This is a genomic window from Marixanthomonas spongiae, from assembly GCF_003095375.1.
Lineage (GTDB): Bacteria > Bacteroidota > Bacteroidia > Flavobacteriales > Flavobacteriaceae > Marixanthomonas > Marixanthomonas spongiae.
Map to the genome: position 1 here is coordinate 282,124 of NZ_QEHR01000002.1, position 22,149 is coordinate 304,272.

A 22,149-nucleotide genomic window follows, 5' to 3' on the forward strand; every position below is an offset into this window, starting at 1 on the left:
AAAGGGACTATCTAATCAATATAATTTTCTTGATATGCAATCAGTCCATCTACCAATTCGGAAGCTTGGAAATCAGAGAAAACCATGCTTTTACAAGTTGTTACTATTCTTAACCTTTCGAAATACAGATAGTCGCTTATGAATTTATCAGAATTTTCAAATTTATTTTCTTGGTTTATGTAACTAAAGGGTATAAAAAATAATTGAATCGGCAGTTTTTTGTAAAATATAAAATATTCCGTGAATCTATTAACTTCCGAAAGCTTTGATTCGAATTTTTTTTGGCAGGTACATTGTGCAATAAAGATCAATTTATTTTTATTAGAATCACCAAAATTTACCCATGAAAAAATATCACAACCTTTTTCTTTCGAATTATACGGGCTAATTTCGTTTATTTCTTCCTCATTTAGTTTTAACCCTGCATCCTTTGCAAGGTCTTTTATTTTGGAAATTGTATTGCCCTTGTAGTCAGAGTTTTCTCCAAATTCTTTTACAACTGCATTCTTTGGTAAGAAATCTTTTAAAGTTATTGCAGATACTTTCTCAAACTCTCTTGTAAGAAGAGGTTGAACTGAGTCAAATATATTCAAGTTCGAGCAGGCTAGTAATAAAAGATAAAGCTTTGATGAATCATTAAACTCTGTTTTTAACTTCAATATTTCTGATTGATTTTTTTCAATATAGAATGGGTAATTATCAGAGTATAATATAGATCTCTGAATAGTCTTCTCAAAAATACTATTGACAAAATTTTCATCCTTATCTCTATTTTCGGCTTTATCGTAATCATCTGTTCCAAACAATCTATCTTGAAAATCTCCTCTTGTAACGCCATCGGAATTAGAAAAAAGAGACATAAGCTCTAAAAAATCAGCATAAGCAGTTAAGTCGTATTTTTTGTAGTCTGGTTTATCAATATCCTTATAGTTGGAGTATACATCATTAACTTTATCTTTAAAACTCATCTTCTGAATCTTCAATTTGATCTTTATATTCCTTTATTTTAAGTGCTAACTTCCTTATCATTTTTAAATCTTCATAAAGATTCGAATAAAAATCTTCTACCTTATGAGTTAGCTTATCAGCACTTTCAAGTCTTTCAAGTGATTTTATTATTTCCGTCCTGAATATTGAATCTATATCCTTAGTTAGTTCAACAGCATCATCTATACTTTTACCGTCCCTAAAAGCTTCTTTTGCTTTTTCACTTCCTAAAATTAAATCCAATTTTTTTAATCCTTTACTATCTCCAATTATTCTAGGAACTCCTTCAGTTTTTTCAAACCACCAAAAAATTAATTCCTTTAAATTATCCTGATTTAATTCTTCTAATGGTTTGTTGGAATTGATATTAACACCGATAAAGTTTTTTATGTTTTTCTTATTAAGTGCATCTACCAGATAGTTAAGATGAAATTTGGTGTCATCTAAACCTGATATTGAATAAAAGCCTTCATCTTCTACTTTTTTGAAAATTTTAAATGCGGTTATTAATCTTCTTACATAGTTTGATGAACTTCCAATATTTTTTGCAATATCTCTACATTTGGTAAGAAAGTTTTTATCATCAAATTCATTATGATAAACATCATTAAGATAACTAGCTTTTTGTAAAAGTTTCCAAGACTTAATCCCCGTAATATGTCTAAAACCTAGATATTTTAAAATTTCACTTTTTTCATCAAAAATAAGACACGGGATATCTTGCGGTCTTTCGTCAGTGTTTTTAATAACCTCACTAATAGCTGCTTTCTTAACAGTTGCTAATTCAGGTTCGTTAAGTAGCTTTACCGCCGTTAATCTTCTGTTTCCCTCAATTACAATATAATTCCCAGATTTCTCCTCATCTTCAATAACTAAAAGTTGTTCTCCAACAAAGTAACCATTTTGTCCAATAGCGTACATCAGTTCAACTGTAGCTGCCTCTAGCAGCATCCAGTTAATAAGATCTCTTTCATTTTTACTCCCCTTTCTAAAGGAACCTGGGAGTCTTGGGTTTTCAGGATCTAATTTAATTTTGGAATAGTTTATTTTTCTAAATTTATCTTCTTTCTTTTCCATTATATCATTATTTCCACATTATTCTTTTTATTATGTATTTGTTTCAACCCCTCATCTAAATGCAACTTTACTAACTTTCCTAAGCTTTTATCTCTTCTATGAATGCCATATAAATTACAAATCATGCCAAGGTAAATATTCTCGTATTCACCAAATAGTACTTTTCGTGAATATTCTTTACCACCTGAATCCGCTAGATTTTTTAAATTTAATTTTTTTCCTTCTTTTAAAGAGTGAGCAATGGCTAACCGTGCAATAACATTTTCTGCTCCTAGACTATGTTTTCGGGTAAGTTCAGTAACTAACTCTTTGTTTTTTTTACTCGTTCTAATATGCGAAATCATGAGACTGAAGATTAAATTTTTTAAAAAGTTCTTTAGGTTTAACATTTTCAATTTGCGAAATACCTTGATGGTTCTGAATCAGAAATGTATTGTTCACATTCGGTAATAAGAAAGTATATTCTTTTTCAGATAGTTCTTTCTCTAACAATGGGAATAATACCACTTGTTCGGAAATAGTAGGGTAAAATTGCTCTAGAATATTTCCAGAATGCTCAAAATCAAATTTCTGTAACGGACTGTCAATAAATATTGGAAATTCAATTTTAGATTCATCGACCAATGCTTTTAATAAAGCGGTAGCATATAATTGTTGCTCCCCTTTAGACATAGAATCTTTATCACGCACTTTTCCATCTGACTTAATTAATTCAATATCCATTATATCATCGTCAATTAAGATGTTTACCTTAGAGATAAAGTCTTTTTTGTGCATTAACCTTTGTAAACCTAGCAATATGGCTTTTTCGAGAGCGTACTTCTTTTCTTCTTTGATTCTTGCGGTTAAGGTATTTATTTTGTCAAGTAAATTTTGGGTGGCTTTATATTTCTTTTCATCTGTTTCTATTAGATTGAATTTCTTTTCGTATTCTGAAAGCACCTTTGCATTAGAGGTTAATTCCGCTTTTAGTTTTCCAAGTTCTTGAAGCAACTTTTCTTTTTTCTCTTCAGCTACTTTTATAGAAGATTTAAGCTCTTCTTTATCTGTTCTTAACTGTTGTGCAATAGGATTTCCCTTTTTAGATACAGCTTGTTTAATTTTTCTGTTTAATCTACCAATATGCTGACGAATATCTCTTTCATTTTTAATAATTAATTCAAATTGTTGCTTGAATGAAGTTGTTACATATTGATAAGTTGCAATAATTCCCCTTGTTTCTTCATCGGAATAGTCTAAGAGGATAGAAGTATTGGTAGAGTTAGCACTCTTCGTCCGTTCTTTCTCAATCTCAAGTATTGCTTGTTCTACTTCTTTTTGATTATTTTTAAAATTAGGGAGTTTAGAAAGTTTCTTTTTCAATAACTCAGAAAAAGATTTAACCTCATTCAGTACAAAATCACTGTTTGCATTAATTTTTTTAGCTTCTGCTTCTTTTTTTAATTGATCGACTAATTTTTTAAATTGTTTTTCAGCAACCGCTAGAGGAACAAGATCCATCACATCTTTAAGCTGACCTTTCGCCTCAACTAAATCTTTTTGAAGATTAGTTCGTAATGTTTTAAACTCTTTAAGTTCTTCCATGGTAATAGAATTCCCCTCTCGTATCAGCTTCTCTTCGATTAAGTCAATCTTACTTCCATCTGATTCAATATCTTGCTTTATCTCTTGAAGTTTACTTTCCTTTAATTCTATTAGCTTTTTTAATTCCTCCTCTTTCCGGATTAGCTCATTGAGCTTTTCTTTATTTACTCCCGTAACTCCATTTCTTTTAAGCTTAGTTAAAAGTGTTTTTAGATTATATTTTAAATCTTCATATTTTTTGATTCCTAAAACTTCAGAATATGCCCGACTTAAACTCCTTAATTCACTTTTAGTTTTAGCTTCTGCCAGAGAAACTATTTTTTCGGCATCAAAAAAGAAAAATTTAGCAATTTCACGTGGAAGTATAAAATCATTGATAAAAAGATCATACCCTACCTCTTTTGTCAATTCACTTTCTTGGCCATCTATCAATATAGAAAGATTTTCTTTATTAATTTTTAGACTGTATGTTCTTTTAATTACAACCTTATCACAAGGTACAGAAGGTATCATTACATCGGCGAGTTCTACTTCAACGCTCATTTCTACATCTGGAACTTCTTTCCTATCAAATTTATTTACAGCTGTGTAATTTACACTTTCTTTTAAATAATTTTCATAACCTCCGTGATTTTGAATATCTCGTTTGTATTTCTTTTCAACTTCTCGCATTAAAGGCCCATACATTGCCCATATTAGTGAGGTTAAAAAAGTAGTTTTACCAAATCCATTTTTACCAGCGATTATTGATACATTTTTGTCTTGGCTTTTCGTGAATTTAATTTCACTTGAGCCATATCCTCTAAAGTTGTTTAACCTAATACGATCAATTCTCATATTATTTCACTTTTACAAAATCCTCAATTCTTTTTTCAACATCATTATGAATACCGTATTTAGAAACTAAGAGTGTTTTAGACTCTTGTAATGCAATCAAATTATCTATTAGTTCATAATATTCTGGTTCATCTTCGCAAACATCACTTAGTAATCTTCGTTCTGTTTGATTTAATGTCTTTAGATTGCTTGTTGTCAGCTCTTTGTTAAATACCTTTCTATAAATGTCACTCACCGTTTGGTCAAAAAAACCATCCCTGTTCCAAATAACTTGAATAGCAATAAGTTCTTGGTTAGTTATCAATGTAATTTCAGGCTTTATTTCTTGAACGTCTCTTTGAACTTCTAAAAGTCTTCCTAGTAACTTCGTCATGTAACCATGGTTATAATTACCTTGATTATGTCCATCTTCAGTAACTGCCGGCATACCATTTCTTCTAGTGCTAGACCTGTTTTCACTCTTATTCCTATCTTTTACTAATTCATTTCTAAAATTTAAAAGAGGAATCATCCATTCTTTTCCATTGTCAATTAAGGCCGACATAGATTTGTCTTCCTTTACAACTGTGCAAGTCCAACAACCAAATCGACTTTGTCCACAAGAGCTATGCTTTTTGTTAGTAACGACAGTTGGACATTCATAATCATCTGCACTGGCGTCAGAATAAATTTGAAATAAAATTGAATTGTCAAACCCCCAAGGAGAATCAACAGCGTTTATGATGTACCAGATTTCTTCAAGCACCAACTCTTTAATTGGAGAGAATACAAAAGTATTTGAACTTGTAGGATGTTTAGATAGTCTACTGCCAGATTGTTCATATTTTTTCATAGAACGTTCGCGCGTTTTACTCTCTTCATATCTGGTTCCCAGTAAAACTATGGCTTCGCCTTTTTCGTCAATTTGATCATGCAAGAAACTGGAGGTAGGTCTAATCTTTAATCGATCAGTACACCATCTAAACGTATTGTTAGGAACAGGATAACCTCTTCCTATTACATTAACAAAGAAAGACTCATCTAATTTGGGTGTTGTTTTCTTTGTAAATATAGGGAGATCTTGTTCTCTAGCAGCAACTTGTATTTTAGCTAAAACCTCATCGACATAACTAGCAATTACAGGGTTTTCGACCATTGTATCATTACAAACAACATAAACTGGTCTTCTCAACTGAAACGGGTAAGGATGTTTTTCTTTAAAACGTTTAAGCGCAATCCACACCAAAGTGAGTAATACAGTAGAATCTTTACCGCCGCTAAAACCAATAATCCAAGGTCTATCTGATTTATCTGCGTAGGCATATTGATCTATTAATTCATTAATAATCAACTCAGCCTTTTTAAGTTTAATTTCCGTCATACTTCAAATTTAATATATTTGAAAGGTGTTTTGTAAAATTTTTTAAAGAACTTTTCAAAGAAAATCAACAAATAATTACTGCTGAACTTTAAAAATAAAATTTAGAGATAGCTTTCTGTAATTCGAGGATTTAATTTTTGGAATTTATTTTGAATAATTTGTGTTTTAAGAAAACGAATGTAAGTATACTTCCAAACTATTATAACCTTCTTTTGCCATTACCAATGCTGATAATTTGGATTAGCGAAGAGACAAGAATCAAACGACGTGCCCATAAACCACCTATCTAACTGGATCCTTGTGCACGGGAAGGAAAGCTGAAACTATATTAGCCAAGTTGTTCCAAGTTGCTTACTCCAACACATATAACACAATTTCGGTGTAAAACGGCTTCGTCACTGAGTTTCACCTCAGTATAACAGAGGTTATTTAGGGTGTCGCGTGTAATTACAAAGGCAGTATTTTGTCGCCTAACAAAGTCGGTTCAAAGAAATAAGGTTTTAAATTTCAATAAAACACAGCTCAATCCATTACAGAAACAACCAATAGCCCCACAGTATCCTTCCCCCTCAAAACAACAAACTGCCCACCAACTTCTTGGTAAAACTTCACCCCTATAACTGCAATGGCTGTTCCGGGCAGGGTAGGGGCAGGTGCCTGTAAACTAAACGTGTCAGCAGTAAACTGCGCGTCTATGTATGTTGGGGGACTCTGTTGTAATTCATACCTATTGGTGTCAAAATCAAAATGCAATACGCCCAACGTAACGGCTATATGCGTGGCGCCAGTCGGGAACGAAATTTGCTTTACATCAAAATCGGTAACGGTAAACGTGTGGTTGGAGGCATCATAATGGGTAGTGCCAGACAAAAAAGAAGCAACAGCGCACGACGGGGTAAAGTTAAAATCCCGTAAAAGCCGTTTGCCCTCCTCGGTTTGTATGCCTTGTCCTACGTGCCGTTCGCCTCGTGCGCTCACGGTGTCTAATTTTTTTAAACCCGTAAACCGCCGCATCATCCGCCCGTGGAGCGTTCCATCTTTATGGATACATAAAAACGGCCGCAAGGCTTGGTTAAAATGTTTTTTGCTCTTCGAACAACGGCCAAATTCGGTGCCGTTCTCCCGTACCCGCCGCATGTTGGGTTTCGTTTTAATAGCGTGGCTCGTAAATCCTCCGCCCGCTTTGCGGGAAAGATGCCCTGCCTTCGTCTTGTAAAAATTAACACCATCAATCGTTCCCGATATTTTGATGATCCCCGTTTGTCGTGCCATAAAAAGATGATTGTACACAGCTAATATAGCTCCAATCTTCACAATATCCAAATAACAAGGGATTATAAAGTGTATATGTAACGAAGTTATGACATATCTATAGCGTGTTTATAGCGTATTTATAGCGTATTTATAGCGTATTTATAATGTAATAACTATAAGTATGATGCCTTTTAAATCATTCAAAATGAAGAATCACGTTTAAATAAACAGCACATGATTTCATGATGTACTAAATGGACAGGACTAAAAAAATAGGTGCTGTAAAAAGGAAAAAGGTTTTCATTTTATAATGTGTTGAGCATCGTTCAACTGGCCTAAACCAGAAAGAATTGAAGATCTATTCCCAAAAGCTCAAAAACACCCCTCCAAAGCACACCATTTTTTTAATAGCCCTTAACCTATCAATTTTGTAGGAAAATACAACTATCCATCTTCTGTAAATACAGGGTATCCTTGCCGTACCATCGGTTTAGGACTCGCTTGATTTTATGTGTAAAAAGCGGTTTTAAGCCATATAATTTGTTAAAAAATATAACTTTAACTTTTTAATTTGTTAATTATTTTATAATTTCACTTCAGGTTAACCTAACAAACATAATCACTAATACAAACCTTAAACTATGAGAACATTTAAAATGGGTCTCGTGGGCATCTTTGCCCTGAGCCTGGTATTCGTGTCCTGTACCCAGGATGAAAACGAAGCCCCAACCACAGATCAAACCGATTTAACGATCCCCGTTTCCCAAAAGAAAATCCCCAAAGAAGTGCGGGACGCCGTTATTAAACTGAACCTAAACAGCGACTACATTAAGTACGATACGTTCCATTTTCCCGATGGCACGACCGAAGAACGCCTCTATATTGAAAAGGATTTGGTCCTTTCAGAAGAACAGCTGTTCGCCATGGCCGAAGCCGCCGAAGACGGGGATGGCCGGCAGTACAGCACCGACAACTTGGTGAGCCAAGGCCGTAATATTTCGATTATCGGGTACACCGGTGGCAGCCAAGCCCTTTCCAGCAAGGAACGCACTGCCCTGCGATGGGCCGTGAACAATTACAACCGCTTGAGCGGGGTTTCCATTAGCTTTACGTTGACCTTTGGCACCAACTACCAGAACAAAGATATGGTGGTGTACAACAATACCGTAAACAATCCGTATGGGGCGGGCGGCAGCGCTGGCTTCCCAAGTGGTGGCTATCCGTACAAGTATGTGCAAATATATGGCTTGTCCGGATACAGCACCAACGTAAACGAACACGTGATCACCCATGAGATTGGGCATTCGGTCGGGTTCCGCCATACCGATTGGTTCAGCCGCCAGAGCTGTGGGCAAAATTCCAACGAAGGTACTGCTGGCGTAGGTGCCAACCACATTGCGGGCACCCCAACGGGTTACGACCCTACGTCCATTATGCTGGCCTGTTTTAGTTCCAGTGAAGACGGGGAGTTTAACAGCAATGACATAAAAGCGTTGCAAACCATGTACTAACTAACTCGATTATTTGAATTAGTCGCATAAAAGCCTGTTCCGTTAGTGGAGCGGGCTTTTATTTTAGGCGGTGGGCATCGAGGGTGGTCGTGCCTTTTAAGCAGTCTGTTTGCGGTATTTGTGCAGGTACGCTGCGGGGGTCATGGCCGTGACTTTTCTAAAAACATCACGAAAGGCCTTAGGGTCTGCGTAGCCTACATGGTACATGACTTCATTTACGGTCTTTCGTCCCATTTCCAGTTCTTTTTTGGCGGCTTCCACTTTTACGCGTTGCATGTATTCCACCACGGTATTGGCGGTTGCTTTTTTAAAACGCCTTTCGAAGGTGCGACGGCTTATGGCCAGTTGGTCGCATAGCTCATCAACGGTTATTTTATCTTGATAGTGTTGTTCTATCTGTTCTTGTGCTTTTAATACCATCGCATCGTCGTGTGCTTTTTGCCCAGAGAAAATCATAAAGGGCGATTGGCTGCTGCGGTCAATATCGACCATAAACCCTTTGGCGGCCATGACCGCGGTATCGCGCCCAGCATGCTTTTCAATTAAATAGATTATCAGGTTGGTAAACGAATACGCGCCACCACTGGTGTAGATGCCATCGGCTTCGGTTAGAATGCGGTCGTCCATCAAATTGGCTTTGGGGAATTGTTCCCTGAATTCGTTCGCAAATTGCCAATGTGTAGAACAGCTTTTTCCGTCGAGCAGTCCGGTGGAGGCCAAAAAAAACGAAGCCACGCAGAGACTAACCACTTCTGCCCCTTGCTTGTACTGCTTCACAATCCAAGGAAGGAACTCGGTATTGTTTTTTAAGTTTTGCTGAAAGTCCCCGTGAATGGCCGGGATGATGATGAGGTCGGTTTTGGTTACCTGGTCAATAAGCACTTCCGGGTTCACCGTAAAGAGGCCGTGGCTTTGCGTGGTTTCTGTTTCAAGGCCTACCAATTGAATGGTGAACAGCGGGTCCCTTCCCGTTTGCTGAAAAAACTCATTGACCCACGAGAACATTTGGTGGGTGCCGCCAATGTTTACGACACTTGTATGCCCTTTAGGGACCAATATAGATACGTGTTTCATACTATTAAATTAAGGCTATTCCATTATTTTAACCCTACCAAATATACTGCAATTTACTGTCGCAATCAACCCGTACGATTGGCGTATATGCACCGTCTGGAATTAAAAAATCCTCTTTATCTTTGGGTAACACCTTTTAAGTCAATAAACTAATAATTTTTTGATATGAAATCATTTTGGTTGAATTTACCTGTGGCAAACATTCAGAAATCAAAAGCATTTTTTAAAGCGATTGGTTTTAAACCGAACCCGATGCATGAAGGAGCGGAGCATTTGGCCAGTTTTCTTATAGGGGAAAAAGAAGTGGTGCTGATGCTTTTTCCTGAAGCCACGTTTACAGGCTTTACCCAAAACGGCTTGGTCAATACAGCAAAAGCGACCGAAGTTTTATTGAACATCGATGCCCAAAGTAAAGCGGAAGTAGATGCCCTGGCCAAAACGGTACAAAAAGCAGGCGGAACCCTCTATGTTGAACCTTCGGAAAGTGAAGGGTGGATGTACGGGATGGGCTTTAAAGACCTGGACGGCCACCGATGGAGCGTGTTGTATATGGATATGGATAAAATGCCAAAGCAATAAATAAAAATTAACAATAGTATGAAGCCAAAAAAAATATGGGCAAACTTAGGGGTAGAAAACCTTGAAAGGACACAAGAGTTTTATCAAGTATTAGGCTTTAAGCTTAATGGCAACCCCACTACAGAATTAGTGAGCTTCTTGTTTAGCGATGATGATTTTGTGATTCATTTTTTTAAAAAGAAAAAATTGAAAACGAGTCTTGAAGGGGAACTATCAAATTTAGATGAAGGAAATGAAGTTATGTTTAGCCTATCCGCAGCTAGTAAAGAGGAATATGATACTTGGGTAGCAGAAATAATAAAAGCAGGTGGAACAATTTTTTTCGACTCTAATACAGATAGGAAACAATTTTATGATGAAAATGGATACCACGTTTGTGTATTTGCCGACCCAGACGGACACAAGTTTAATCTTTTATTCAATGACAATATGTAAGTTAAGACAATAGAATTGCTTTTAAAAACAATCAAGTTATGAAACGAAAAGAATTTGAAACGACCATTGATGCTTCCAAAGAAAAAGTATGGCTAGTGCTATGGAGTGACGAAACCTATCCCAAATGGACGGCGCCTTTTTCAGAAGGATCTTATGCTGAAACCGATTGGAAAGAAGGCAGTAAAGTCTTGTTTTTGGGCCCTAACGGAAATGGGATGATCAGTCGCATTAAAACCAGGAATGAGCCTACGTATATGTCAATTGAGCATCTAGGGATTATTATAGATGGAAAAGAAGATACCAGCAGTGATGAAGTAAAAGATTGGGCTGGAGCCATGGAAAATTATACCTTAGAAGAAATAAACGGAAAAACTAAACTTACTGTTCATGTAGATATAGCTGAAGCCTATCTTGACAGTTTTGAAAAAGCATTTCTTCAGGCCCTTCAAAAAGTAAAAGAATTATCAGAAGAAACCAGTTAACATTTAAAATTCAATAGTATGAAAGTACATCCGTATTTAAACTTTGACGGCCAGGCCGAAGAAGCATTCACGTTTTACAAGTCGGTTTTTGGAGGCGACTTCACTGCCAATATGAAAATGAGCGACGCCCCAAACAGCGACAAATTCCCTAAAGAGATACAAAATAGAACCATGCACATTTCGCTTCTGATAGGGAAGGATACCATTTTAATGGCATCGGACACTATTGAAGGGATGGGCGCACCGTTTAAACAAGGTAATAATGCCTACATCTCACTGCATCCCGACAGCAGGGAAGAAGCAGACCGGCTGTTCAATGGGCTATCAAAAGGAGGGGAAATTGAAATGCCTATGGAAGATCAGTTTTGGGGCGATTATTTTGGGAGTTTTGTGGATAAGTTCGGCGTATGCTGGATGGTGAATTATAATGAAGACTTTTAGAAAAGAATGGGTCGTGACCGACTAAGAGGTAAGATGTGAGATGTGAGATGTGAGATTTGAGATGTGAGACGTGAGACGTGAGATGTGAGACGTTGTACGTCCCTGATTAGTGTTGACCGTTTTTAGTTAATTAATTCGTTGTTAAAATAGACTACAAAAAACCAAATAGCAAGGTGTCCAAAGAAAAAACGTTCGAAACACCTGTGGTTGTTGAAGTTTTGAAATTTTAAAAACCTTTAATAGGACACCAATGAAAAAGAATACTGACGTTACAAAAACCCAAAGCCTTTAGCGGATTTTTAGTGAACGATTTCAGAAAAGCAGAAACCTTCTATCAAGAGACTTTGAGCTTGACTGTAAAAGTCAATCCCAATATTTGGGAGCTTATTGAAAACCGAAGAAAAGATTTTCCTACGGTTCAATAATTTAAAAAAACAACTTTTAATTACTTAAGAACCATGAAAAACAAAGAACAAATTACCGTACAGGCCACTATCGATGCAAACATAGAAACCGTTTGGAATACGTGGACCAAACCAGAACACATTGTTAAATGGAACAGTGGGTCAAAAGATTGGCATACCCCAAAAGCAGCAAACGACCTAAGGGAAGGTGGTAGGTTTACCTCAAGAATGGAAGCCAAAGACGGCAGTACTGGTTTCGATTTTGGAGGGGTCTATACGGAAGTGATTCCGCATAAGCGAATTGCATATACCTTGGATGATGATAGGAAAGTAACCCTAGATTTTAAAGAAGAAGGGGATAGCGTGCGGCTAATTGAAACGTTTGAAGCGGAAGACCAGAACCCGATTGCCGTGCAGCGCGATGGGTGGCAAGCAATTGTAGATAACTTTAAAACATATACCGAACAGCAATGAATGCCCTAACCTATTTTGAAATACAATCTTCCAATCCCAAGTGGGAAATAGAATTCCAAAAAAAAAAGTCCGAAGCGCATAAGCAACTTCGGACTTCAATTGACAAACCAATTTCAATTTAGAACTATTACGCTTACTCTTTGATTAACTGTTTTGTAACAGAGCCGTTTTCACTGCTTATGCGTATTAAATAAGCAGCACTGGCCAAGTTGGTCACATCAATTGTTTTTTGCGCGCCCATCCCGTTAAGGTCAATGGTGCGTATTACGCGCCCAGTAAGGTCGTAGATCACCGCTTCTTGTAAATTAATTCCAGAAGGGTTTTCAAGGATTACGTGGTTGCTTGCTGGGTTCGGATATAAATGTACGCTATCAAGGTGCTCCATTCCGTTAACGCCCAATACACTTTCCACGGTCAGTTCAAAGGAACAGGTACCAATGTTTCCGTAGTCGTCTTCGGCCGTTAAGGTTATGGTGTGCACCCCATCACTGAGCAGTACGCCCGCAGCTGGCTCTTGTGAGGTAATGGTTACGGCATTCGTACAATTGTCGGTAGCCGACGCCTCGCCCAAGGCAAAATAATCGGGAACCACGTAAAACAAGTTGTTTTCTCCCGGATCCACGGTTTGGTCGGCCGGACAGCTAACTACAGGTGCCATAGCATCTACGACAGTTACCAAAGCGGTACAGGTACTGGTGTTTCCATTTACGTCGCTTACAAATACTTGAACGGTAACCGGCGTGCCGATATCTGTACAGTCAAACTCAGTGATATCTACGGCAACCGTATCAATGCCACAAGCCTCGTCATTGGTTGCAATCACATCTCCCGGCAATAGGGTAGCGGTACCATCTTCACCCAATTCAAGCGTAACATCAGTACACACTAAATCTGGAGCGATGGTATCTTCAACAGTAACCATAGCCGTACAGGTAGCTGTGTTGCCATTGGTATCGGTAACGGTTAATTCCACAGGGTTAACGCCTATATTTGAACAATCAAAAGTGTCCACATCCAAGTCGTAACTGGCAATGCCACACGCATCGGTAGAACCGCCATCTACATCCATTCCTGTAATGCTCACCGTTCCGGTAGCATCTAATTGAACGGTAATGTCTTGGCAAACCACTTCTGGAGCGGTGATATCTTCTACGGTTACGATAGCAGTACATGTAGATTCGTTTCCGTTTACATCAGTAACAGATAAGGTTACCGTATTATCGCCAACGTTGCTGCAATCGAAAGTATCTTGATCAATTTCAATTGTATCAATACCGCAAGCGTCATTAGAACCACCGTCTATATCGGCAGCCGTAATGGAAGCCGAACCAAATTCATCCAACTGAACAGTAATGTTTTCACATACTGCAAGTGGTGCTTCTTGGTCTTCAACTATAATGTCAAAAGTACAAACGGTGCTGTTTCCATTGACATCTACTGCCGTAAACTCGATAGTTGATGTACCTACGGGGAACTGACTCCCAGCGGATAAACCACCGGTTTGGGTTATCGTGTCTATTGCACAGTTGTCCATGGCCAAAACGTTTGTAGGGAAATATACCGTGGCAAAACAGTCGCCAAGGTCGGTTTCCGCATACACATCAGCAGGACAAGCAATAACGGGCGCCACATTGTCCTCCACGGTAACGACGGTAGTACACGTACTGCTGTTTCCGTTCACATCGGTTACGGTGAGAGTAACGGTATTGTCGCCTACGTTCGAACAATCAAACTCGGTTACGTCTATGGTCGTGCTGGCGATCCCACAGGCATCGGTAGAGCCGTTGTCGATATCGGTAGCCGAAATAGTGGCTTCACCATTAGCATCGAGCTGCACGGTGAACGGTGCCACGCAGTTGGCAATAGGCGCCACATTGTCCTCCACGGTAACGGTAGTGGTACAAGTTGAGGAATTTCCGTTCACATCGGTTACGGTCAAAGTAACGGTATTGTCGCCTACGTTCGAGCAGTCGAACTCGGTTACGTCGATGGTCGTACTGGCGATCCCACAGGCATCGGTAGAACCGTTGTCAATATCGGTAGCCGAAATAGAAGCTTCACCATTGGCATCGAGCTGCACGGTGAACGGTGCTACGCAATTGGCAACGGGTGCTACGTTGTCCTCCACGGTAACGGTAGTGGTACAAGTTGAAGAATTTCCGTTCACATCGGTTACGGTGAGTGTAACGGTGTTGTCGCCTACGTTCGAGCAATCGAACTCGGTTACGTCTATGGTCGTACTGGCGATCCCACAGGCATCGGTGGAACCATTGTCGATGTCGGTAGCCGAAATAGAAGCTTCACCGTTGGCATCAAGCTGCACGGTGAACGGCGCTACGCAATTTGCAATAGGCGCCACATTGTCTTCTACGGTAACGACGGTAGTGCACGTACTGCTGTTTCCGTTCATATCGGTTACGGTGAGGGTAACGGTGTTGTCGCCTACGTTCGAGCAATCAAACTCGGTAACGTCGATGGTCGTGCTGGCGATCCCACAGGCATCGCTGGAACCATTGTCGATATCGGTAGCTGAAATAGTGGCTTCACCGTTAGCATCGAGCTGCACGGTGAACGGCGCTACGCAATTGGCAACGGGTGCCACATTGTCCTCCACGGTAACGGTAGTGGTACAAGTTGAGGAATTTCCGTTCACATCGGTTATGGTCAAAGTAACGGTATTGTCGCCTACGTTGGAGCAATCAAACTCGGTAACGTCTATGGTCGTGCTGGCGATCCCACAGGCATCGGTGGAACCGTTGTCGATATCGGTAGCCGAAATAGAAGCTTCACCATTGGCATCAAGCTGCACGGTGAACGGTGCCACGCAATTTGCAATAGGCGCCACATTGTCCTCCACGGTAACGACGGTAGTGCACGTACTGCTGTTTCCGTTCACATCGGTTACAGTTAGGGTAACGGTGTTGTCGCCTACGTTCGAGCAGTCAAATTCGGTAACATCGATGGTCGTACTGGCGATCCCACAGGCGTCGGTAGAACCATTGTCGATATCGGTAGCTGAAATAGAAGCTTCACCATTGGCATCGAGCTGCACGGTGAACGGTGCCACGCAATTGGCAACGGGTGCCGTGATATCTTCTGCTGTAAAAGTAAAACTTTCGTTTGAAGAGACCCCAGCCGTATCGGTTGCTGTAACCGTAATAATAGCATCTCCTTGCACACTTGGGTTTGGGGTTCCGGTTACTATAAATTCAGTACCGTCATACGAAACCGATAAGTTGCTGTCGCTTACAAGTGCTTGATTATTAGAGGTGGCAACTACCGTAAGATCTGCTGGAGCATCCTCTACGTCCGTTACGGTTATCGGTTGCGTAAAAACAGCACTTGGGCATCCAGAAACATCCGGTATGGCTTTAATAACCGGGGCTTGGTTAAGTACTACGGTTTTTGCATTTGAAAATGAAAAACAGTCTTGATCTCCGGCAATCCCTCCATATTCAACAATATAACCCAATGCGTTGCTGTTGCTCAGATCGTTCCAACGGCCATTATTGGTAAAATAAATTTGCATATAATGTTCGTTACCGTTGGAGTTATTGGGCTCGCCAGCATTCCAATTTACATATTGTTGCGGCAAGGGAGTACTGTCAACGGACATTTGTGTTCCAGCCTCAGGTCCCGTAACCCAGTACCAATTGGATTCTGCCTCATTTTGATTGGCGTATATTGGGCTTCCAACTGCCTGATTGATTTGATTAAAATCGTCTGAGCCTCCCAGCCAGCCATCATTTGTTAATTTGGTGGTTATAAAGTCATTTTCCTCAACCGAAGTGGCAGTCGCTAAATATCCTTGGAGTCCGTATAACGTGCGGGTGGCAGCATCGGCTTTCGCTTGCGTCCACGTAAAACTACCGCTTACATATTCATAATAGTGATCGTTATTCGGATTTGAAAGACTGCTTCCTACAGTAAACTGAATGGAGCGATCGGAAGTATTGGAGCTGCTGCTTCTAAACTGAACGTTTTGAAATATGGATTCTACTTGGTTTTCGGTAAGTGTGCCCGTTATGGTTAACGTTCCGGTATTTCCGTTGTAGTTGGCACTCACTCCAGAGGGCAAAGTGTATCCTGAAGCCAAAGCTAACTCATCTCCAGATGAAAAATTAGACTCTACAGAAATGAGCGCTCCGTCGGCGTTGCCATTGTACGTTATCGCAATGGATGGGTCAACAGTAGTGAAAGTGGTGGGGTTTGCCACTTGAGTTGTCCCAGCAGAAGTAACTACATACGGATCGGGTGCTGTAATCGTGATAGCTGCATTTTCTGAATGGGTATTGCCATCACTATCTGTCGCGGTCAGTACCACATTTTGGGTGCCTATGTCGCTGCAATCAAATGTGGATTGGCTTAGCGATAAAGTAAGGTTACAGTTATCGGTAGAGCCGTTGTCCACCATAGCAGGGGTTATGGTAAGGCCGTTCGGATCATTTAATTGAAGCACAAGGTTCTGCGTACGCGCGGTAGGTGCCTCATCATCGATTATGGTAACGGTAACAGGGGTCGTGGTGCTGTTCCCATTCGTATCGGTTACGGTATAATTAATACTGTTGGTTCCTAAGTTTGAACAATCAAAAGAGGTTTTACTTAAAACTTTCGTGTCAATCGCACAGTTATCACTGCTGCTTAGTTCAATATCTGAAACAGCTATAGTTGCTTGACCACTGCTGTTTAAAGGAACAGTGATGTCTTGTACCGACACTGCGGGATTGGTGGTATCTTCTATGGTAACCGTGATAGGGCAGACGGTGGTGGTATTGCCATTATCATCAGTAATTGTAAAGTTTACTTGTTGCGTGCCTGCACCTAAAACAGTGCCGGGAACAGGGTTCTGCACGATCGTAACAGTGGAACAATCATCGGTAGCCGAAATCAATCCCGATAAATCGGGTAATGTTGCCGTACAATTGTTGGCATCGGTAGCAATAACCTGTGTTGTGGTCGAACACGTTGCCGTAGGGGCCGTGTCGTCTACATATACCGTGTACGTTTTTGTTTCGGTATTGGTGGTACCATCACTGAAAGTAGCGGTTAACGATACAGTATAATCTGTTGTCCCAGGCGTGGAAGCGAAGGTATGGGTAGGGTTTTGAGCAGTGGAAGTATTGCCATCTCCAAAATCCCAATCCCAATCGGTAACCGTTACGGCTACAGTGGCACTAATGGAAACATCTTCCAAGCCCCAGTTGTCGAAAGCGGTGCCAGAATTTGTAGGCTGATACCATCTAAACAACGTGTTGGACGTTTGTGCTGCTGGGGGGATGGCGATATCGTTCCAGTACCAGTTATACCAAGCATAGTTGCCGGAACCGGTGGTGTCCCATCCACCATATATTTCAACCCAAGTTGCACCATTGTCAATACTGTATTGCAAGTACACTTCTTCATTGGCGGCATCAGGTTGCTCACAGCCTGAGCCTTCGTTGTTGCCATACCGAATGTAAAACTCTATAGATCCGCCTAAACTCACATCTACGGCATTTGTTTGAACAAAGCGCTTGCCGGAATTAGGGCCGGAGGTGGCTAAATCGGTCGCCCAGAAATACGGGCTGTTGTCGGGGGTATTTTGTCCAGGGCAGGTGTTTGAGCTCACGGTAAAAGGCGAAGCCGACCAACCACTGGGGAGGGTCCCTCCATTAAAGGTGTAAGCGGTAGCAGTGGTAGAGCTGCTGGCAGTACCGTTAAATTCAACAGTGGTGTTTCCACAAGATCCGCTGGCCAAATTGGTAGTGAAATCTGTGGTTTGTGCGCATAAAACCGAACTAAACAGTACGGTTATCAACATAAATAAGCGGGGTAATTTACAGGGCATAAGCATGTATTTTAGAAATTATAATTGGTTTGGGTGTTTTTGCTACATCTTTATTGTCTTTAGCAAAATAGGTAAGGCTTTTATTTTTAGCTGTACAGTTTCCTTTACGTACTTCGGAAGGAGCCAAAATAAATCGGTTGGAGTGTTCTGCGGTAGTTGAAACATGTTTTGAAGGTTCAAGAACATACTGCACCACCAGAGACTCTTGTGTTTTGTTCGCTACTCTCAACAAATAATACTTAAAATTAAAACCGTTTGCTGCATCATTACAGTCAGCAAGTTGGTATTCAATTTTTACTTTACTGTCTTCATAATAAGATTTCCATGAATCTTGAGAATAGGAGCCATACGAAATTAGTGCCATGGACAGCACGAGTAATACTTTTTGCATAATTAAAATTTAAAGGTTAAAGCTCGGTTAAAAATAAATTCATTTTTAACATTTGGTTAGGACAAATAAAATGATTCTATACCAAATGCAGAAGAAAAAGATATAGATGAAATATAGACATACATATAGATAGAGTATAGACATAAAATGTTCTTTTTGTGTCTAAACAGCTGATTAATATTTGATTACGAAATAAAGGGGATGTTGCGAAAGAAAATAGATAGCTGGCGTATCAACTTTAAGTTGCTATTTTTCCTGAATGTATTTTAAAAAGGAGATGCAAATAAGGTAAGGCGAAAAACATCGATAAAATGATATTTTATGCGCTATAAATCACGGATGATTTGTTCAAAATTTTGGTCTTCTTTGTCAAGTTTCATTTTTTTCTTGATGCGGTACTTTTTTGAAATAACACTTTGATGACTGATACCCAATAAAGATGCAATTTCTTTATTGGTTAATTGAAGTTTCAGTAAAGAACAGAAGGCAATGTCGTTTTCCGATAAATTGGGAAAGGTGTTGGAAAGCTTCTGGCCAAACTCGGGATGGACTTCCACAAACTTTGTTTTAAAATGCTTCCAATAATTCTTACGGTTCAGAATCCCCATGATCTTAGCGGAAAGTTCGTTCGAGATTTCATCGGTCTTACTGGACTCCAATAAGTTTACGATTTTATTTTGGGTGTCCGCTGCTTCTAGGGTGATGGCTACTAATTCGCGCTCCTTATCGCCTAGGTTTTCTTCTTTTTCGGCCAACAATGCGTGTTCTAAGTCTTGTTTTTCTTTTAATATGACATTGGACCTTTCTAAATTGGCCATAGACTCCCTATGCAGTGAAAGTTGTTTTCGATGGTATCTATATATAACGACAAGAAGCCCTATTAATACAATAATAAACACCAAGCTGAGAATGGTCAGTTTTTTTTGTTTCTCACTGTTTTGTTGCAAAAGGGTGTTGTTTTCTTCCAAAACGATATTCTTCTCGCGCTGTATGTCGTTTTGGTAAGCGGCTTCCAATTGTTTTATTTTTACGGCATCTACCGCGTTTCTTATAGAGTCTTTTAGAAAGTCAACCCGGTCATAGACTTTGAGGGCCTGTGGGTAACGTTGTGTTTTCCTATAGGTTTCACGAGCGTAAAGGAGAAACTTCAGTTCATCTTGAGCGTTCATTTTATGCTTAAAGTCCTTTGTTTCTTCTTTTACTTGCCGTATTACCTCCAAGGCAGTGGTAAAATCCTCTGTGTTGTTCAATGCGTCTAGATAGGCACTCGCAATTTCCAAAAAACGCGTAGAATCTACTTTTAACAGGTATTGGTAAGCTTCCCGTAACGCTTTTAGTCCAAGGGCCGGCCGGCCTGTGGCGTTATAAATCTTTCCCAGTTTCCCCATTGCCACATACTTGTACTCTCGGTTGTTAATCTGTTCAAAACCTTCTTTGGCCTCTTGCAAACGCTTTTCGGCTGCTTCGGGTTTTCCCAAGTGCATTAAACTTTCGGCATAAGCAAGCAACGTAAAGTAATAGGAAGCCTCTTTCTTTTTGGCAAAGGTGGGAAGTATTTGTTCGTATAAATCGACGGCAAAAACATATTCTTCATTATTGTAATACGCATTGGCCAATTTCTGTTGCAAGATATATAGCCTGGGATCCTCGGTCTCCTTAAAAATTTTGATGGCCTTTTTCAAGTACACAATAGCTTTTTCCTTTTTTTGCATGTAGCTATAGTTGGAGGCCATTTCGCCATAGACCAACCCCTTCCCATTTAAATCGTTTTCTTGACGATAGATTTGCATTGCGGTGTCTAAGCTGGCTAATGATTTTTCATAGTCACTCGTAATGCGATAGTTAATGGCAAGGTTCGAGTAAATACCGGCTTGCTGTAAAGGATAATCCTTGGTAAGCTCAATTGCCTTTTTGAAGTACTGCGTGGCCGAATCGTATTTGGCCAACTGATTGTACGTTATGCCAAGGTTGCTATAGGTCTTGGCTACTGCCGTATCGTGACGTTGATTAGAATACTCCAGTAATTTTAATAAACTTATCTTGGCTGAATCAGGTTTTCTGAAAAGCATTTTACTGGCTTGTAGCTCCAATTTTTGCAACTCCGTTGTTTGAGAACTTACAGAACTACTGACCAAAAAAAATAAAATGAAGGCGTATAAGTAGGGCATAAATAATTAAAGGCTCAAAAGTATAAAAAATGAAATAATTTAACTATTAACCACGGGCGGTTTTTAAATATCGGAATCATTTAAAATGCAGTTGCTAATAAAAAGAAGAAGATAACCTAAAATAAAGCCAACCCTTTGCTCTCTATGCACAAACATTATAAAATTTTACAGAAACTACTGCGGCTGCCTTACGGCCTGCCAGCCTTTTTTTAATCCCAGAATCACGAGCAAAACCACAACTCCTACCACGAGGCCAACAACCAGCTCTCCAAGCACAAAGGGGAATCCTGCAACCAAGTGGTGTACAAAATCGATGTTGTGCACAAAAATCCCTCCAGAAACAAGCAGCAACGCAATGGTTCCGATTACGCTCAGGCTTTTAATTACCTTTGGAAGGGCGGCTACCAAAAACTTTCCTACTTTATCTGAAAAGCTGTCATCTTGCTCGTTTAAATCGATCAACTTAAGGCCAAACTCGTCCATACGTACCAACAAGGCAACAATACCGTAAACGCCTATGGTAGCAATCAAGGCAATGATGGAAACCACCAGTATTTGGTTGGTTAATGGTTCCTTCGTTACCGTGCCTAGGGCGATGATCACAATTTCGATGGAAAGAATAAAATCAGTCAGTATAGCCGATTTTATACGTTCTTTTTCCAAACTCATCCGTTCTGCTTCAGAAAGGTTTTGTGGGTGTTCATCTTTTTTTCCGTGGGCGTGGGGCACAATAAATTCATAGATTTTCTCTGCGCCCTCATACGCCAAATACAACCCGCCAAGCAGTAAGATCACGGTAATGGCCACGGGTAAAAAGGCACTCAACAAAAAAGCAATGGGAAGGATAATGAGTTTGTTTAAAAACGAGCCCTTGGTAATGGCCCAAAGCACGGGCAGTTCCCTATCGGACATAAACCCCGAGGCTTTCTCGGCATTTACCGCCAGGTCGTCCCCCAAGATGCCGGCCGTTTTTTTTGCGGCCACTTTGCTCATTACCGAAACATCGTCCATAAGGGTGGCAATGTCGTCGAGCAATGCAAAAAATCCTGAAGCCATAAAGTGTTGTCGGTTTAATTAATGGTGTTTTTTAAGCCTCCCTATGCGACATTGGTCAATCACGAAGCAACGGGCAGCGGTTTCCTTTCGGAAAAATAAAACTTTCTTTCGGTAAGCCATTGAAATTTTTAAAAAAAATCACCGGCTTTATTGGAAATTGGCGATAAGATTACTTCGGAACGGTTACGAAACCATTTTATCCTCTCTT

The 22,149-nt window shown here is 39.8% G+C and carries 17 protein-coding genes; 6 read left to right on the top strand and 11 right to left on the bottom strand.

Annotation, left to right across the window (positions count from 1 at the left end):
* Positions 1 to 11 precede the first annotated feature (11 nt).
* The 6 genes from DDV96_RS03885 to DDV96_RS03910 form a co-directional block, all read right to left on the bottom strand.
* The gene (locus DDV96_RS03885; RefSeq protein ID WP_133240809.1) at positions 12 to 968 is read right to left on the bottom strand and encodes a hypothetical protein; all 957 of its coding nucleotides are present in this window, start codon (positions 966 to 968) and stop codon (positions 12 to 14) included.
* Positions 958 to 2,064: a hypothetical protein gene (locus DDV96_RS03890; protein WP_116693430.1), complete on the bottom strand. Its 1,107-nt coding sequence runs from the start codon at positions 2,062 to 2,064 to the stop codon at positions 958 to 960. Before DDV96_RS03890 ends, DDV96_RS03885 begins: the two co-directional genes overlap by 11 nt.
* Entirely contained in the window at positions 2,064 to 2,408 is a 345-nt protein-coding gene (locus DDV96_RS03895; protein ID WP_165805956.1) for a DndE family protein, read from the bottom strand. The genes DDV96_RS03890 and DDV96_RS03895 overlap by 1 nt, the downstream gene beginning before the upstream one ends.
* Positions 2,392 to 4,485: an AAA family ATPase gene (locus DDV96_RS03900; RefSeq protein ID WP_116693432.1), complete on the bottom strand. Its 2,094-nt coding sequence runs from the start codon at positions 4,483 to 4,485 to the stop codon at positions 2,392 to 2,394. Before DDV96_RS03900 ends, DDV96_RS03895 begins: the two co-directional genes overlap by 17 nt.
* 1 nt (position 4,486) lies before the next feature.
* Positions 4,487 to 5,845, bottom strand: a complete 1,359-nt coding sequence (gene dndC / locus DDV96_RS03905; protein WP_206074000.1) for a DNA phosphorothioation system sulfurtransferase DndC — start codon at positions 5,843 to 5,845, stop codon at positions 4,487 to 4,489.
* 522 nt (positions 5,846 to 6,367) lie between these two features.
* On the bottom strand, positions 6,368 to 7,117 hold the full coding sequence (locus tag DDV96_RS03910; protein ID WP_133240810.1) for a hypothetical protein: 750 nt from the start codon (positions 7,115 to 7,117) through the stop codon (positions 6,368 to 6,370).
* 623 nt (positions 7,118 to 7,740) lie between these two features.
* Here DDV96_RS03910 and DDV96_RS03915 point away from each other — a divergent pair.
* The gene (locus DDV96_RS03915; RefSeq protein WP_116693434.1) at positions 7,741 to 8,610 is read left to right on the top strand and encodes a zinc-dependent metalloprotease; all 870 of its coding nucleotides are present in this window, start codon (positions 7,741 to 7,743) and stop codon (positions 8,608 to 8,610) included.
* Positions 8,611 to 8,706: 96 nt separating this feature from the next.
* On the opposite strand, the gene DDV96_RS03920 is transcribed toward DDV96_RS03915, so the two are convergent.
* Entirely contained in the window at positions 8,707 to 9,684 is a 978-nt protein-coding gene (locus DDV96_RS03920; protein WP_116693435.1) for a GlxA family transcriptional regulator, read from the bottom strand.
* Between the two features lie 165 nt (positions 9,685 to 9,849).
* Between DDV96_RS03920 and DDV96_RS03925 the strand changes: the two genes are divergently transcribed.
* The 5 genes from DDV96_RS03925 (at position 9,850) to DDV96_RS03945 (ending at position 12,499) form a co-directional block, all read left to right on the top strand.
* Positions 9,850 to 10,263: a VOC family protein gene (locus DDV96_RS03925; RefSeq protein ID WP_116693436.1), complete on the top strand. Its 414-nt coding sequence runs from the start codon at positions 9,850 to 9,852 to the stop codon at positions 10,261 to 10,263.
* Positions 10,264 to 10,281: 18 nt separating this feature from the next.
* Complete coding sequence (locus DDV96_RS03930; RefSeq protein ID WP_116693437.1) at positions 10,282 to 10,698, top strand: VOC family protein; 417 nt, start codon at positions 10,282 to 10,284, stop codon at positions 10,696 to 10,698.
* Between the two features lie 38 nt (positions 10,699 to 10,736).
* Complete coding sequence (locus tag DDV96_RS03935; protein ID WP_116693438.1) at positions 10,737 to 11,180, top strand: SRPBCC family protein; 444 nt, start codon at positions 10,737 to 10,739, stop codon at positions 11,178 to 11,180.
* An 18-nt stretch (positions 11,181 to 11,198) separates the two neighbouring features.
* Complete coding sequence (locus DDV96_RS03940) at positions 11,199 to 11,621, top strand: VOC family protein (protein ID WP_116693439.1); 423 nt, start codon at positions 11,199 to 11,201, stop codon at positions 11,619 to 11,621.
* A gap of 458 nt (positions 11,622 to 12,079) precedes the next feature.
* Complete coding sequence (locus DDV96_RS03945) at positions 12,080 to 12,499, top strand: SRPBCC family protein (protein ID WP_116693440.1); 420 nt, start codon at positions 12,080 to 12,082, stop codon at positions 12,497 to 12,499.
* A 133-nt stretch (positions 12,500 to 12,632) separates the two neighbouring features.
* Here DDV96_RS03945 and DDV96_RS03950 read toward each other — a convergent pair whose 3' ends face one another.
* The 4 genes from DDV96_RS03950 to DDV96_RS03965 all read right to left on the bottom strand — a co-directional run bounded on the left by DDV96_RS03950 (position 12,633) and on the right by DDV96_RS03965 (position 21,941).
* Complete coding sequence (locus DDV96_RS03950; RefSeq protein WP_206074001.1) at positions 12,633 to 18,299, bottom strand: HYR domain-containing protein; 5,667 nt, start codon at positions 18,297 to 18,299, stop codon at positions 12,633 to 12,635.
* A 16-nt stretch (positions 18,300 to 18,315) separates the two neighbouring features.
* The gene (locus DDV96_RS03955; RefSeq protein ID WP_116693442.1) at positions 18,316 to 18,717 is read right to left on the bottom strand and encodes a hypothetical protein; all 402 of its coding nucleotides are present in this window, start codon (positions 18,715 to 18,717) and stop codon (positions 18,316 to 18,318) included.
* A 326-nt stretch (positions 18,718 to 19,043) separates the two neighbouring features.
* A complete protein-coding gene (locus DDV96_RS03960; RefSeq protein WP_165805958.1) occupies positions 19,044 to 20,816 on the bottom strand; it encodes a tetratricopeptide repeat protein in 1,773 nt (590 codons plus the stop codon).
* Between the two features lie 243 nt (positions 20,817 to 21,059).
* The gene (locus DDV96_RS03965) at positions 21,060 to 21,941 is read right to left on the bottom strand and encodes a DUF808 domain-containing protein (RefSeq protein WP_116693444.1); all 882 of its coding nucleotides are present in this window, start codon (positions 21,939 to 21,941) and stop codon (positions 21,060 to 21,062) included.
* Positions 21,942 to 22,149 lie beyond the last annotated feature (208 nt).

What these genes read in the sequence shown, in the direction of transcription:
- DDV96_RS03885 (WP_133240809.1), bottom strand. Translation starts at nt 968, where the DNA reads ATGAGTTTTAAAGATAAAGTTAATGATGTATACTCCAACTATAAGGAT.
- DDV96_RS03890 (WP_116693430.1), bottom strand. Translation starts at nt 2,064, where the DNA reads ATGGAAAAGAAAGAAGATAAATTTAGAAAAATAAACTATTCCAAAATT.
- DDV96_RS03895 (WP_165805956.1), bottom strand. Translation starts at nt 2,408, where the DNA reads ATGATTTCGCATATTAGAACGAGTAAAAAAAACAAAGAGTTAGTTACT.
- DDV96_RS03900 (WP_116693432.1), bottom strand. Translation starts at nt 4,485, where the DNA reads ATGAGAATTGATCGTATTAGGTTAAACAACTTTAGAGGATATGGCTCA.
- dndC (WP_206074000.1), bottom strand. Translation starts at nt 5,845, where the DNA reads ATGACGGAAATTAAACTTAAAAAGGCTGAGTTGATTATTAATGAATTA.
- DDV96_RS03910 (WP_133240810.1), bottom strand. Translation starts at nt 7,117, where the DNA reads ATGGCACGACAAACGGGGATCATCAAAATATCGGGAACGATTGATGGT.
- DDV96_RS03915 (WP_116693434.1), top strand. Translation starts at nt 7,741, where the DNA reads ATGAGAACATTTAAAATGGGTCTCGTGGGCATCTTTGCCCTGAGCCTG.
- DDV96_RS03920 (WP_116693435.1), bottom strand. Translation starts at nt 9,684, where the DNA reads ATGAAACACGTATCTATATTGGTCCCTAAAGGGCATACAAGTGTCGTA.
- DDV96_RS03925 (WP_116693436.1), top strand. Translation starts at nt 9,850, where the DNA reads ATGAAATCATTTTGGTTGAATTTACCTGTGGCAAACATTCAGAAATCA.
- DDV96_RS03930 (WP_116693437.1), top strand. Translation starts at nt 10,282, where the DNA reads ATGAAGCCAAAAAAAATATGGGCAAACTTAGGGGTAGAAAACCTTGAA.
- DDV96_RS03935 (WP_116693438.1), top strand. Translation starts at nt 10,737, where the DNA reads ATGAAACGAAAAGAATTTGAAACGACCATTGATGCTTCCAAAGAAAAA.
- DDV96_RS03940 (WP_116693439.1), top strand. Translation starts at nt 11,199, where the DNA reads ATGAAAGTACATCCGTATTTAAACTTTGACGGCCAGGCCGAAGAAGCA.
- DDV96_RS03945 (WP_116693440.1), top strand. Translation starts at nt 12,080, where the DNA reads ATGAAAAACAAAGAACAAATTACCGTACAGGCCACTATCGATGCAAAC.
- DDV96_RS03950 (WP_206074001.1), bottom strand. Translation starts at nt 18,299, where the DNA reads ATGTTGATAACCGTACTGTTTAGTTCGGTTTTATGCGCACAAACCACA.
- DDV96_RS03955 (WP_116693442.1), bottom strand. Translation starts at nt 18,717, where the DNA reads ATGCAAAAAGTATTACTCGTGCTGTCCATGGCACTAATTTCGTATGGC.
- DDV96_RS03965 (WP_116693444.1), bottom strand. Translation starts at nt 21,941, where the DNA reads ATGGCTTCAGGATTTTTTGCATTGCTCGACGACATTGCCACCCTTATG.